This window comes from bacterium (assembly GCA_013360195.1).
In the GTDB taxonomy this organism is placed as follows: domain Bacteria; phylum Electryoneota; class RPQS01; order RPQS01; family RPQS01; genus JABWCQ01.
The window spans coordinates 93,777-106,767 of sequence record JABWCQ010000007.1 but is presented as its reverse complement, the minus strand read 5'-3'; the positions used below and the strand labels follow the sequence as shown (position 1 = coordinate 106,767).

The window sequence follows — 12,991 nt, the reverse complement described above, 5'->3', positions numbered from 1 at the left end:
TGAATCTTAATCTCCGGTTTCCTCTTGCGCGCTGGAGCCTGAAGCAGTATCACCTCCACTGGCGCTGCCATGACGTCTTCTGCCACCGCGTTTGCGGTTCTTTCGGTGCCTAACGCTTGCACCTTGTTGTTCTGGTTGTGTTCGCGAAACTTCATTGCTCTGGGCGTCCGAAGAAGCACTCGCCTCTTCCCTCTGTTGTGCCCTGTTCCCAGTGATTGGAGCCGAACCAGATGCTGTCCCTACCTCGTTACGTTCCCCAGCCTTTTTCCTTCTCTTCTTGCGCTTGCGCTTTGCTGGGGAATCCATGGCCACATTTACATCAGTGGTTACATCCATTGACTCCTCATCATCATCTTCAAAGTCAACTCTGAACCCGCCTTCGGCACGAAGGGTGATACGATCACCCCGATTTGCCTCGCTGACGCTTGACTGTGCTTCAACTGGAAGATCAGTTGATGCCTTTGAGGCTGCCTCTGAAGTACCTGCTTTCTTACCGCAGGTGCAAATACATTCATTCTTCGGCATCTGCGGCCGCCAATTGGTCAATTCGACAAACTGCGCCTTGGTGTACCGTTCTGTTGCACCGCCCCCGTAGCGGATCTGAATCTGCTCCCTGACGACATCGATTTTTTCAACCTCACCAAGTCCCTTGTCTTCGTCCTTGATTGGGTGTCCGACTTTTGGACAATCCCGTTGAAACTCTTTATATGTGTCCAGCTCATATCTTAGGCAGCACTTCAAGCGGCCACAGACACCAGAGAGCTTTGAGGGATTGAGAGGAAGAAACTGGTCTCGCGGCATCTGCGTCGTGATCGGTTTGAACTCTGTGAGAAACGTCGCGCAACAAAGAGGACGACCGCAAACCCCGTAGCCTGAAATTTTCTTAGTTTCGTCCCGTGCGCCGATCTGACGCAGATCAATTCTTGTTCTGAACTTAGTTGCAAGTTCCCGTACCAAGTCCCTGAAATCGACACGGCCTTCGGCCGTGAAGTAGAAGGTCATTTTTCGGCCATCCCACTGCAACTCTACATCCACAAGTTTCATTTCAAGCTGATGCCTGATGATTTCTTCACGAGCTAATCTCTTCGCTTCTGCTTCACGCTCACGGATGACCCCCAGCTTCTCAATGTCCGTGGATCGTGCTCGTCGCAGAACGGTCAACGCGATCTTTTCTCCAGGTGAATCGCCAGTGCGAATTCCAACGTGAGAGACCTTGCCAAGATCGTGACCGCGATCGGTGACGACAATAGCCAGATCTCCTCTTGTGAAGGGGTACTGTTGGGGATTCACAGCGTATTCTGTTCGCCTCCCCTTGAACTCTAATTCGAGAAAGTCGTTCATATGATGCAATAGTTAGGCACGAATTCTCGTGCCAAGTGCGCGATTCAATTCAATTGCCAAAGCTGTAAGAACAAGTGCGGGCGTGTAACCCGACGCTCGTGACATAGCCGCTCGGTCGATTGCCTCCACCGCTTTGGCAAAATCTGCATTGGGATACGTAGCCGTCAACTTTGCGATGCGTTCGCGTTGAGACGGAAAGTGGGGAATCTGGCTGCTCGTCCGTGATGTAGCGGCATCCGACAAAAAAAGTGTAAGAAGTTCGAAAAATGCTTCGTCGATGAAAGTACCGTCTTCAAGCAGTTTGTCGACTTGCTCTTGAACTTTCTCCGGCGCAAGCACAGCGGAAGCGGCAAGAAAATCCACGGCAGTCTGTTCGAGCACTTCCGGCTTCATTGCAGCAAAGCTGATTGCCCTACGCATGTTTCCGCCGCAAAGTGCGGCCGCGAGCTCCGCAGCGCGCGGTTCGACTCCGCTTCGAACAAGCGCGTTCAGAATCTCTGTTCTCGTGTAAGCTAAGAGTTTCACTTGTTGACATCTAGAACGAACAGTCGGAAGGACGGCAAGCAAGTTCGAAGTCGTAAGTACAAACACTGCCGTTGCGGGGGGTTCTTCCAGCAGTTTAAGCAGTCTATTTTGGGCTTCGCGAAGCATTGCGTCGGCATTCAAAATGAGGTAAACGGAACGTGACGCTTGAAAAGGTAGCAAATGGGCATTATGGAGAAGCTCTCTTGAATCAGCGACCCGAGTCTTTGAGCCCGTGGCTGACTTCTTTCTTGCCGACTTGCTCTCGCTTGAACTTAACTCGGCCAGATCCGACGTAGAATACGGGTTGACAGTCAAGTTTTTGCGAAGAACCGCGAGTTCCTTGCTGAATGCCTCACTCCCGGGAGAATCGCTGTCCTTGGGCGATCCGGAAGGCGCGATGATATGCAAATCAGGATGATGTAGAGTTCGTAATGAAATACATTGCGAACAAGTGCCGCATGGTTCTGATTGTGGATTATCGCAAAGAAGCAAACACGCGAATTCGACGGCCACGGCACTCTTGCCGATCCCTTCAGGACCGCTGATCAAGTATGCGTGCGCAGTGCGACGGCCAAGCACAGCACTCGCAAGTCGTAATCTTGCTTCTTCATGTCCAACCCACTTGACATTTACTTGTTCTTTACCGGGGCGAGCCATGCTATCGGATCTTGTTTGTCTTTACCGGCCCAAATCTCGAAATGTACAATATAGTTGGCATGTTCCGAATCGAAACCTGGAAAACCAACGACATCACCCGCTCGGATGAAATCACCTTGGCGCACAACAACTTCCCCAAGTCTTGCGTAAACAGAGAAGTGCTCCCCTTCGTGCCGGACAATACAAACATTCCCAAATCCACGAAGCCAGCTGACGGAGTTGACTGTGCCACTTGCAACCGATCTTACCGGAATTGATGCTTCCGTCTTCACGTCAATGCCAGGGTTTTCGGTCACAGTCTCAAGTTTCTTATGCCTCCGTTTGCCAAAGCCACTTAAGAGGGAACCTTCGACCGGCCACGGCAGTGATCCACGCATATTGGCAAAAACAGTGTCCGCAACCAAACCCAAGCCTTGGCTTTCAATAATATCGGCTACCCTTGAGGCGGCGCTAGCACGTTGTTCTACTTGCTTCTTGAGCAAGTCATCGGATTTCTCCAGAAAAGTCTGCTGTTCCATCAGCACTTTTCGTCTGTGGTTTGCCTCATGTCGCGCAAGTTCGATTCTATTCTCTTGTCCCGCGATTTCAAATATTTGCTGTGCAACAAGAGCGTGAAGCGTGTTTAGCCGCTTCGCTTCATCAAGGCTTGCGTCTTCCAGGTCCTGAATCTCTCTTAGTCTAACAATTGATCCCGCGGATCGATGCTGAATGGCAGTTCGCAGTCTGGACAATGCAGATCTCTTGTTTAGGAAATCAGACAAATCATGGCTTCCGAGTAGAGCATCGATTAATGCCCATTTGCCGCATCTGGAATGTGCAAGCACTGATTGAGTCAGCAGTCGGAGAAGGGGTTGCCGTTCTCGTTCGATTATACGATATTGGCTATCGAGGCGAGCAACCACCCTGTTCTGGTTTGAAAGCGCCTGTTCAACGATTTGCAGGCTGTCAAGAAGTGCATTCCTTGTTGCTTGAAGCGCTCTGATTTGCCCATCCAGCTCGCTCAGAACGGCATAGACACTGTCCATTTCATCGAGAATCGCTGGTAACCGAGACCTTCCCGTGTCAGCCTTTGAAGAGCCAACCATGGTAATAACTACGATATAAATTATTGTAAATAATATTCTTAGCAAGAGAGTTTACAATAGTTAAGCACAAACCATATAATAACAGATATTTCGCCAAGTAGCAACACGGTGTATTCATCGGTGAGAAAAACATGCTTCCCATGATGCTTGCGGTATTCCTGCTATTCTGCCCTCTACTAGTTTTCGGCCAGCCGGGGTGGCCCGGAGGGAAGAGTGGCAACTCCGATTGCTGCGCAAGAGCAGACAGACCGTACTGGTTCAATTCTCTGGATGCCGAGAGCCTTCATAGCTATGACCAAGTTTCGCTTGACTTAAGTGTGACCATTGCCGACTGGAACACGCCCTTGGAGGCATGTGCGATCCTTACGGTAATCGCGCGTGAAGACTTGTCAGAAATTCCTCTAAACGCGATGGATCTGACGCTTGATTCTGTGCTGATAGACAGTCAGATCGCTCAGTATTCGTATGCCAATGATACTTTAAGAGTGTTCGCACCAATTAGCAGAAACGACACGGTCGTGGTGGAAGTCAGATACACGGCGCTGCCTGCAACGGATCCATTTGCGACCGGGTACCACAATGCTTGGGAACATGTTTACACTTTTAGCGAGCCGTACGGGGCCAGGAAATGGTTTCCCTGTTGGGACCAACCGTATGACAAGTTCATTCAAGTTCGGATAAGGGCTGACATCCCGGCTCACTGGTCTTTAGCATCGAACGGTCTGATGATTGAAGAAGGGGGAACTGATCCAGGCCGTAAGTTCCAAACATACTACCACAATCACCCTATATCACCATATCTTGTAAACATTGCAGCCGGCAATTTCTCTCGCCGTGAATTCAATTTGGACGGAATTCAGTACCGGTATTTCGCGTGGCCCAGGAGCGATTCTGCCCAAGCTGAGTATGATTGGGCAAGAACTCCAGAAATGGTTGAGTACTTTTCCGAGTTGTTTGGGGATTTCCCATTTGACGAGTACGGGATGGTTATGGCCGATCTGTTCGGAGGGTGGGGTGCAATGGAGCACCAGACTTTTACAACTTATGGGTTCCATCTCGTTGACAGTCTAAGGACATTTGAAGGAATTGTTGCCCACGAACTTGCGCACCAATGGTTTGGTGACCACCTTAGCCCCGTAGACTTCAGAAATATGTGGCTGAATGAAGGTTTCGCAACATATGGAAACGCACTTTGGACAAAGTTTGCATATGGTGATGACGCTTTCAGAAGTGACATGAGGAATGCCGCGTCATTCTGTTTTCAAGAAGAGCAGAGTTTTCCGAGTTATCCCGTTTATGACCCGCCAGAGGACCGCTTGTTTGGCGCAAATGTGTACTTTAAAGGCGCATGGGTATTGCATATGCTGAAGACACAACTTCTTGGGGATTCTGTGTACTTTGCTGCTCTGCGAGATTATGTTTCCAGGTTTGCAGGAGGAAATGTCGATACGCAGGACTTTATTGACGTCGTGAATGATCATTATGGCCAGGAGGATCTAGACTGGTTTTTCGAACAATGGGTTTATGGACTTCGTTTCCCGATTATTCGAACATCATTCCGGGAAGAAGGAGGCTTGGTGCGATTAACCGTTGAACAAACGACGCCCTATTTTCGATTCCCACTTGTTTTGGAACAAGGCACTGAAGGTTTCACGGAAACCGACACGTTATGGTTTGATGCTCAGCCATCTTCAACCCGTGACTTGACAGGCACTCCTTCTTTCTATCGTCTTGCGAGTGAACAAATTTCGCTGTTTCAAGATAACACGGCAAATTCCGAAGATCCTCCAGCATTACCCATACAGTTTGAGTTTAGTCCGCCATATCCGAACCCGTTTAATGCAAACGTTAATTTTGAGTTTCAATTCGAATACCCGGCACAATTGGAGATAAAACTGCTTGATCTAAATGGCCGCATGGCAGCAACAGTGTATTCGGGTCGTGTTGAAGCCGGCAAGCGTTTGATTTCTTTCAAAGCGCCCGTTGGTCTGGCTTCCGGTGTGTACTTTGTGAATGCCTCAACCGAGCGATCCTCAAAAACTCACAAACTTCTCCTGCTCAAATAGTGAAACTTCACGTCATCTCTGTTGGCCGTTTAAGAGAGGCTTATTTCAAAGCGGCTTGCGATGAGTACGCAAGTAGGATTCGGCACTATCTCCCGCTTGAGGAACTCGAGGTTCCTTCTGCGACGGGAGACATTGGAAATGGCTCGGGGCACGGCGCGCTGCGTGTTGAGGGCGAATCCATACTGCGCCAGGTTCCAAAAAGTTCAAAGCTGATCGCCATGGATGTCCGCGGCGAGCGGTTCACTTCGGAACAAGTGTCGCAACTTCTTCAGGCCGAAATGTCCGCAAGCACACAACACCTCGTCTTTGCTATCGGCGGGGCATGGGGGCTCTCACCGCAGTTGCTTGAAACTGCTAATCTGCGGCTCAGCCTCTCTTCAATGACTTTCCCGCACGAGTTGGCAAGGCTTGTCCTTCTCGAACAGATTTACCGTGCACTGACTATCTGGAGAGGATTGCCTTATCATAAGTAAAACAATGCTTTACAAAAGCCGCTTGAATAGGTGGCTTAGATTTCGTAATTTTGAAGCAAAAATTTGAGATGGCGAGCGAGTGATTTCCCAAGAACTGATAATTGAATCGCTTAAGAAAGTAAGATTTCCCGGTCTTACAAGGGACATCGTTTCATTTGGTCTAATAAAGGACGTCAGAATTGAAGGTGGAAACATCCACGTTCACGTTTCCGTTTCCGCAAAGGACCCTGAGACACCGGGCAAGATTGAAGAAGAAGTCGCAACTGTACTGAGGCAGTTGCCCGGAGTGACGGAAGTGCAAGTTCACATGAAGTGGGCACAGCCCGCTTCCGCGCCCCAGCAACCACATTCCCGACCAGCACCGGATGGACCGGTACTTGAAGACGTCAAAGTGAAGATTGCAGTTGCGTCCGGAAAAGGGGGGGTAGGCAAAAGTACTGTAGCCGCCGGACTAGCTTTGACACTTCAGCAGTACGGTTTCACAGTTGGATTGGCGGACTTTGACATCTACGGACCATCCGTCCCAACGTTGTTTGGAATACATGATCGCCCACGGGTCGTAGACAACATGATTTTGCCATTGGAACGCTCAGGTTTGAAACTGATGTCCATGGGATTCTTGGTCGAACCAGAAACTCCCATGATTTGGCGAGGTCCAATGGTGCACCAGGCGGCGGATCAGTTTCTGCGTGACGTTGCATGGGGGAGGTTGGACATACTTGTCGTGGACCTTCCACCTGGTACTGGTGATGCGCAAATGACATTGAGCCAGCGAATTAAACTTGACGGTGCTGTGATAGTATCCACTCCACAGGATCTTGCTTTGATAGACGCGCGCAAGGGTGTCGCGATGTTTCAGAAACTTAATGTTCCGATTCTGGGTATTGTGGAGAACATGGCGAGTTTCCGATGTCCGCACTGCGGTGGAGAGACACATATTTTCGGCCACGGCGGTGCAGGTGATGAAGCGGAGCGCCTTGGTTGCCCACTCCTGGCAAGACTGCCTTTGGTCCCACAACTAGTTGCGGCCGCGGACGCAGGAGAGCCGTTGCTTGCAATTGAATCAAATGAGGATCTAAGATCCGCGTTTCGGTCCATGACAGACTCAATCGTCCGCCAAGTAGAATTGGTCGCACGTGATTAGAGTGGACTGGGTAGAGTCCGTTAAATACAGGGAACACGCACGAGGTCTGCAACATGCCAACTGAAGAAAAAGTATTCGACGCGCTTTCAACAGTCTATGACCCCGAACTCCACCTTCCAATTACGGATTTAGGATTGGTGTATGCAATCGAGATTGACGGTGGAAAGGTCGATACAAAGATTACGCTGACGTCCATGGGCTGCCCTCTTGCAGGGACAATCATAGACCTTGCACGTGACGCGATTTTCCGCGTAGAGGGAGTCAATGAAGTGAATGTCGAGATTGTTTGGGATCCTCCGTGGTCAGTCGACATGATGAGCGACGAGGCTCGAATGCGACTCGGAATGTGGTGAAAGTTCTGTACGAGGAACCTACGCACACCTTTAAGCAGGCACAGAGAGGCCGGAAGGGTTCAGAAATTCGAATCCATCGGCCCAAGTCGATGGATTTTTGTATAAATTGTCAATAAATAGCATGAACACTAAAGTAAAAGCAAAACTGGTCGATGCGGCAGGTTTCTCACGCACCATCACGCGAATCGCTCATGAAATTATTGAGAGGAACAGAGGTACAGAGAGACTTGGTCTCGTTGGAATGCAAACTCGGGGTGCCTACATCGCTAAACGTGTTGCCGCAAAGATTCGCGAAATCGAAAGCATTGACGTACCTGTTGGAATACTTGACGCAACTCTTTATCGCGATGATTATCGGACTTCACTCAGACAACCTTCCGTCCAGCAAACAGACATTCCATTTGATTTGTATGACATGAATGTTGTTTTGGTAGACGATGTACTCTATACCGGCAGGACGGTTAGGGCAGCTCTGGAAGCAATTATGGACAACGGTCGACCGAAGCGTGTGCAGCTTGCCGTGATGGTAGACCGAGGACACCGTGAATTGCCGATAAAACCGGATTTCATTGGAAAGAATGTTCCAACAAGCATGAATGAAGAGGTTCAGGTGCATATGACCGAAATCGACTCGGAAGACGCGATTTATCTGGTGGAGGTTGAGAAATGAGTCTATTGTCCCAGAAGCATATGCTCGGTCTTGCGGACTACAGCGGCGAGGAGATTCAGACGATTCTCGATACATCGCTTCAGATGCGTGACATTCTGAATCGACCAGTCAAAAAGGTTCCCACGCTCCGCGGAGTGACGGTAGTCAACCTCTTTCTTGAAAATTCAACCCGAACCAGAACGAGCTTTGAATTGGCCGAGAAGAGACTCTCGGCCGACACCTTGAATTTTTCGGCTTCGGGAAGCGCGCTGGCGAAAGGCGAGACTATGCTTGACACAGCGCTTAATATAGAAGCGATGAAGGTCGATGTCGTTGTCATGCGGCACAAGTCTCCTGGAAGTCCGCATTTCCTTGCTCGCCACTTGGAGTCAATCATTATAAACGCAGGAGACGGGCGGCATGAGCACCCGACGCAGGCATTGCTAGATATGATGACATTGCGCGACAAGTATGGTGCACTGAAAGGACTGAAAGTCGCGTTAGTAGGCGATATCCTTCATTCGCGTGTAGCAATGTCCAATATTATTGGACTTAAGAAGATGGGTGCAGAGGTAATTGTATGTGGTCCAGCTACACTTATACCACGAGGGATTGAGCGTCTGGGCGTGAGTATCACACACTCGTTGGACGAAGCCATTGCCTCCGCTGATGCTCTTAACATTCTGCGAATTCAGTTGGAGCGGCAGACTGCGGGTCTATTCCCGTCACTGCGCGAGTATCACAAGTACTTCGGAGTTACACGTGCGAGGCTTGAAAAGGCAAGCGCACCTTTGACCATACTGCATCCAGGTCCAATGAACAGAGGTGTCGAAATTACGTCCGACGTTGCAGATAGTGATCATTCCGTCATTTTACAACAAGTGACGAATGGCGTCGCAGTTCGAATGGCAGTGCTTTATCTGCTTGCAGGCGGCCGCGCTGAACCAGGCGCATAGTTGAAGTCAAAAGTTGACATTAAGAATCCCAAAAATGACAAACAAGTATACGCGATACGACAAGCCCGCCTTGGCTTCAAACCTCTTTCTGAGCGGTGGCCGTGTAGTGGATCCCCGAACTGGCATCGACCAGATCTTGAATCTTCATATCCGCGACGGTGTTATCTCGGGAACGCCCGACAAGGCACCCCCCGAAGCAGACATTATTGACTTACGAGGTCACTGGATAACGCCAGGGTGGTTTGACCTGCATGTTCACTTGCGGGAACCAGGCAAAGAGGTTGCGGAAACGATCGCAAGCGGTTGCCAAGCCGCGATGAATGGCGGGTTCACAGGAATAGCGTGCATGCCCAATACACAGCCCGCGCTGGATGATGCAGCAATTGTGAATTGGGTCAGGGATCAGGGCAGGACCTTTCCAATCGATGTCAACGTCATCGCGGCCGTTACGCGCGGTCGTGAAGGCAAAGAATTGGTGGAAATGAGTGAGATCGTGGAAGCCGGTGTGCGTGCGTTTAGTGATGATGGAAACCCTGTGAAAAGCACATCAGTGCTCCTTCACGCTGTCGAGTATGCGAACATGCTTGGAGCCAGAATTTTCGAACACGCTGAGGACACATATCTGGCCGATGGCGGTTCGATGAACGAAAGTGAATGGTCAACGCGCCTCGGCATAAGCGGTATTCCGACAATTTCCGAAGCAATTGACGTGGCAAGGTGCGTTCTAATTGCGGAATACACAGGTGGTGCCATTCACATTTGTCACGTGTCGGCCAGGGAGTCTGTCGATCTAATCAGACAAGCAAAGAAAAAGGGACTGCGAATTACAGGCGAAGTGTGTCCTCATCACCTGCTTCTGACCGATGAGCACTGCAAGTCTTTTGACACCAACTTCAAGATGAACCCGCCGCTGAGGAGTGAAGCGGACAGACGGGCATGCTGGGACGCGTTTCTGGACGGGACACTTGAAGTGTATTGTACTGACCATGCGCCGCATTCGTGGGAAGACAAGACGCAAGAATTTGACATTGCACCATTCGGTATCGTCGGACTTGAAACATCCATGGGTCTGGCGCTGACACACTTCTTATCGAAGGGCATGAGTCTCCCGACGCTACTGGAGCGCGCGGTGTACTCACCAAGAGAGATTCTCGCTCAAGAATTGCCCGCAATTCGTTCAGGCGCAACTGCAAATCTCACTATTATTGACCCTAATCACAGATGGACGGTTAATCCCGAGGAATTCAAGTCACTATCGAGAAACACTCCCTTTGCAGGATGGGAGCTTACCGGTCGTTCGCGTGGTGTCATCAACCGTGGTTATGCACTGATTCAGGCGTTTTGATGTTCAGGAACAATTCAAGCTGTCTCGCGTTTCAGTTTTGACCTCATTCGAGTTAAGCGCAAAGTTTATCTGTCCAGGAGTTGGCATGAAGCGTCTTGAAATATTGATGTCACTTTTTCTTGTATTAGTGCTTTCAGGCTGTGAAACACGTGTGGCAGAAGGCACAATCATCACCCTGCTCTATTCGTCTGAAACCAGGGGCAAGATAGAAGGATGTGGTTGCAAGAAGAATGGAGGGGGGATCACGAAACGCGCCGCGAAAGTTATCGAGGCACGATCGGCCGATAGTGACGTTCTCTACTGCGACTCCGGAAACTTTTTAAGCGGTACGCCTGAAGTAGACAACAGCCAAGGTGCATTGGCAATTGATGTTCATAATTATTTAGGCACAAATGTGGTAAATGTCTCTGAGCGTGAGCTTGCGCTTGGAATGGACAACTTTCGAGCTGCACTTAAGTCCGCAAAATTCAGATTTGTATCGGCTAATGTTCGGGCGTCGGGTAGTTTAATAGCCGATGAGTATGTGATTGAGAAAGTTAAAGGGGCTCGCGTTGCCTGGGTAGGTTTATGCGGCACAAAGGAAATCATGCGCATTGATTCGACTAAGTTGCCTGCAGCGGTAAGTGTGGATGATCCAATAAGTGCGGCAAGGCGGGTGCTCCCTGAATTGCGAAAAGAGTCAGACTTGATTATCGTGCTTTCAACATGCGGCGACCGGGTTGACAGTCTGCTCGCGGCAGAGTTTCCTTTTGTTGATGCTATTGTTGGCGGCCGAAGTTTCCGTGCAAATGAGGACTCGCCCTGGATAATCGGAGAAACGCGTATAGTCCGAGCACAACGCGACGGTCGAAGTCTTGGCCGGCTTGACTTTGTGTTTGGCAAGGAAGGGCAGCTAGCCCAGGTGCAAGCCCGGCGCATCAACATGGAGACAACCGATCCAACGGATGAAGGGATGCTAGCTTTGGTCAGGGAGAAGATTCCCGGTTTTGTCGACAATCCACAAGAGGGCGTGCGAATTAGGAGCACATCTGAATAGTCGGCGGAAAATTCTGTTTCGGACCCAATAAACAAAGCGGCAGTTCTTTATTCTGCCGCTCTTGTCATTTCTGAAGTCCTGCTACTACTTGTTGCAGCGATTCATGATATCCTTCCATTCAACAACGGGCAATTCGGTTGCATTTACGACAAGAAAATCCACGATTCCAGCCTTGATCGTGTAGGCAAGTCGAGTCCTCTCGCAGGTTGATACCACAAGATTCTCGTGCTGCACCACAGATGCCTTTGAAACAGGGCATACAATCATGCTGATGAAAATATCGTCTAATTGCGGGAACGTCATTAGGCTACCGTAATGTTCTTGTCGAGGTAGACATCCTGAATGGCATTCAAAAGCTCAACTCCATCCTTGTACGGCTTTTGAAAAGCCTTGCGACCACTGATCAATCCCATTCCGCCTGCCCTCTTGTTGATTATCGCAGTTCTGACAGCATCGGCAAGGTCGTTATTTCCTGCGGCGCCGCCTGAATTAATCAAGCCGCACCTGCCCATATAACAATTGACAACTTGCCATCTTGTCCAATCAATTGGATGATCCTTCACAAGTGTTCCATATACCTTCTTGTGTGTTTTGCCGAAATTCAGGGCATTGTAACCACCATTGTTCTCGGCCATTTTTTGCTTAATGATATCTGCTTGGAGAGTCACACCAAGATGATTCGCTTGGCCACTCAGGTCGGCGGCAAGATGATAATCAACATCCATTTTGAAAGAAGGGTTTCGCAAGTAGCACCATAAGACTGTGAACATGCCTAATTGGTGCGCCTCTTCGAACATCATTCTAACTTCCTGAATCTGCCGACCGCTCTCTTCGGATCCAAAGTAAATAGTGGCACCTACACCCGCGGCACCCATGTCGTAGGCCTGTTGCACGGTGCCGAACTCGATCTGGTCGTATTTATTTGGATATGACAGAAACTCATTGTGATTCAACTTGACAATGAAAGGAATCCTGTGCGCGTACTTTCGGCTCATCGATCCAAGAACACCCAATGTAGACGCTACTCCGTTGCACCCACCGTCAATGGCTAGCTTCACAATATACTCGGGATCAAAGAACAGCGGATTTGGTGCGAAAGAGGCTGCGCCACTGTGTTCGATTCCCTGATCCACAGGAAACAACGACAGGTACCCTGTTCCGGCAAGACGACCGGTATTGAACATCCTTTGCAGATTGTTAATAACCGCCATCGGTCTATCCGTTTGTGTCCAGACTCGATCGAGGAAGTCAGGACCTGGAAGATGGAGCGACTCCTTTGGGATTCCTTCTACTTGGTATGAGAGCAATGCCTGGGCATCTTGTCCCAACAGCTCTTCAATCTTCGTTGCCATATCGTGCCT

Annotated in this window: 13 protein-coding genes; 8 read left to right on the top strand and 5 right to left on the bottom strand. The window is 49.7% G+C overall.

The features are described 5' to 3' along the window. Positions 1 to 6: 6 nt before the first annotated feature. Genes HUU59_06950 through HUU59_06940 form a run of 3 tightly spaced genes read right to left on the bottom strand, consistent with a single transcriptional unit; the run spans position 7 to position 3,608 of the window. A complete protein-coding gene (locus HUU59_06950) occupies positions 7 to 1,341 on the bottom strand; it encodes a hypothetical protein (protein ID NUO19166.1) in 1,335 nt (444 codons plus the stop codon). Between the two features lie 12 nt (positions 1,342 to 1,353). Continuing rightward, entirely contained in the window at positions 1,354 to 2,523 is a 1,170-nt protein-coding gene (locus HUU59_06945; GenBank protein ID NUO19165.1) for a hypothetical protein, read from the bottom strand. Next, a complete protein-coding gene (locus HUU59_06940; protein NUO19164.1) occupies positions 2,496 to 3,608 on the bottom strand; it encodes a peptidoglycan DD-metalloendopeptidase family protein in 1,113 nt (370 codons plus the stop codon). The genes HUU59_06945 and HUU59_06940 overlap by 28 nt, the downstream gene beginning before the upstream one ends. A gap of 131 nt (positions 3,609 to 3,739) precedes the next feature. Here HUU59_06940 and HUU59_06935 point away from each other — a divergent pair, with 131 nt between their 5' ends. The 8 genes from HUU59_06935 to HUU59_06900 all read left to right on the top strand — a co-directional run bounded on the left by HUU59_06935 (position 3,740) and on the right by HUU59_06900 (position 11,630). After that, on the top strand, positions 3,740 to 5,674 hold the full coding sequence (locus HUU59_06935; GenBank protein NUO19163.1) for a T9SS type A sorting domain-containing protein: 1,935 nt from the start codon (positions 3,740 to 3,742) through the stop codon (positions 5,672 to 5,674). Beyond that, positions 5,674 to 6,147 carry a 23S rRNA (pseudouridine(1915)-N(3))-methyltransferase RlmH gene (locus HUU59_06930; GenBank protein ID NUO19162.1) on the top strand — a complete coding sequence of 158 codons (474 nt, stop codon included), beginning with the start codon at positions 5,674 to 5,676 and terminating at the stop codon, positions 6,145 to 6,147. The genes HUU59_06935 and HUU59_06930 overlap by 1 nt, the downstream gene beginning before the upstream one ends. Positions 6,148 to 6,226: 79 nt before the next feature. Further along, a complete protein-coding gene (locus HUU59_06925) occupies positions 6,227 to 7,291 on the top strand; it encodes an Mrp/NBP35 family ATP-binding protein (protein ID NUO19161.1) in 1,065 nt (354 codons plus the stop codon). Between the two features lie 53 nt (positions 7,292 to 7,344). Continuing rightward, positions 7,345 to 7,644 carry a DUF59 domain-containing protein gene (locus HUU59_06920; GenBank protein NUO19160.1) on the top strand — a complete coding sequence of 100 codons (300 nt, stop codon included), beginning with the start codon at positions 7,345 to 7,347 and terminating at the stop codon, positions 7,642 to 7,644. 121 nt (positions 7,645 to 7,765) lie between these two features. After that, entirely contained in the window at positions 7,766 to 8,314 is a 549-nt protein-coding gene (gene pyrR, locus HUU59_06915) for a bifunctional pyr operon transcriptional regulator/uracil phosphoribosyltransferase PyrR (protein ID NUO19159.1), read from the top strand. Further along, a complete protein-coding gene (locus tag HUU59_06910; GenBank protein ID NUO19158.1) occupies positions 8,311 to 9,249 on the top strand; it encodes an aspartate carbamoyltransferase catalytic subunit in 939 nt (312 codons plus the stop codon). Before pyrR ends, HUU59_06910 begins: the two co-directional genes overlap by 4 nt. Positions 9,250 to 9,283: 34 nt before the next feature. Next, on the top strand, positions 9,284 to 10,594 hold the full coding sequence (locus HUU59_06905) for a dihydroorotase (GenBank protein ID NUO19157.1): 1,311 nt from the start codon (positions 9,284 to 9,286) through the stop codon (positions 10,592 to 10,594). Between the two features lie 85 nt (positions 10,595 to 10,679). Beyond that, positions 10,680 to 11,630, top strand: a complete 951-nt coding sequence (locus HUU59_06900) for a hypothetical protein (protein NUO19156.1) — start codon at positions 10,680 to 10,682, stop codon at positions 11,628 to 11,630. An 84-nt stretch (positions 11,631 to 11,714) separates the two neighbouring features. On the opposite strand, the gene HUU59_06895 is transcribed toward HUU59_06900, so the two are convergent. Further along, complete coding sequence (locus HUU59_06895; GenBank protein NUO19155.1) at positions 11,715 to 11,933, bottom strand: hypothetical protein; 219 nt, start codon at positions 11,931 to 11,933, stop codon at positions 11,715 to 11,717. Then, the gene (locus tag HUU59_06890) at positions 11,933 to 12,982 is read right to left on the bottom strand and encodes a class I fructose-bisphosphate aldolase (protein ID NUO19154.1); all 1,050 of its coding nucleotides are present in this window, start codon (positions 12,980 to 12,982) and stop codon (positions 11,933 to 11,935) included. Before HUU59_06890 ends, HUU59_06895 begins: the two co-directional genes overlap by 1 nt. Between the last annotated feature and the right edge of the window lie 9 nt (positions 12,983 to 12,991).

Excerpts from the sequence above, each read along its gene's own strand:
- HUU59_06940 (NUO19164.1), bottom strand. The coding sequence starts at position 3,608 with ATGGTTGGCTCTTCAAAGGCTGACACGGGAAGGTCTCGGTTACCAGCG.
- HUU59_06905 (NUO19157.1), top strand. The coding sequence starts at position 9,284 with ATGACAAACAAGTATACGCGATACGACAAGCCCGCCTTGGCTTCAAAC.
- HUU59_06895 (NUO19155.1), bottom strand. The coding sequence starts at position 11,933 with ATGACGTTCCCGCAATTAGACGATATTTTCATCAGCATGATTGTATGC.
- HUU59_06935 (NUO19163.1), top strand. The coding sequence starts at position 3,740 with ATGCTTCCCATGATGCTTGCGGTATTCCTGCTATTCTGCCCTCTACTA.
- HUU59_06900 (NUO19156.1), top strand. The coding sequence starts at position 10,680 with ATGAAGCGTCTTGAAATATTGATGTCACTTTTTCTTGTATTAGTGCTT.
- HUU59_06910 (NUO19158.1), top strand. The coding sequence starts at position 8,311 with ATGAGTCTATTGTCCCAGAAGCATATGCTCGGTCTTGCGGACTACAGC.
- HUU59_06950 (NUO19166.1), bottom strand. The coding sequence starts at position 1,341 with ATGAACGACTTTCTCGAATTAGAGTTCAAGGGGAGGCGAACAGAATAC.
- pyrR (NUO19159.1), top strand. The coding sequence starts at position 7,766 with ATGAACACTAAAGTAAAAGCAAAACTGGTCGATGCGGCAGGTTTCTCA.
- HUU59_06945 (NUO19165.1), bottom strand. The coding sequence starts at position 2,523 with ATGGCTCGCCCCGGTAAAGAACAAGTAAATGTCAAGTGGGTTGGACAT.
- HUU59_06920 (NUO19160.1), top strand. The coding sequence starts at position 7,345 with ATGCCAACTGAAGAAAAAGTATTCGACGCGCTTTCAACAGTCTATGAC.
- HUU59_06890 (NUO19154.1), bottom strand. The coding sequence starts at position 12,982 with ATGGCAACGAAGATTGAAGAGCTGTTGGGACAAGATGCCCAGGCATTG.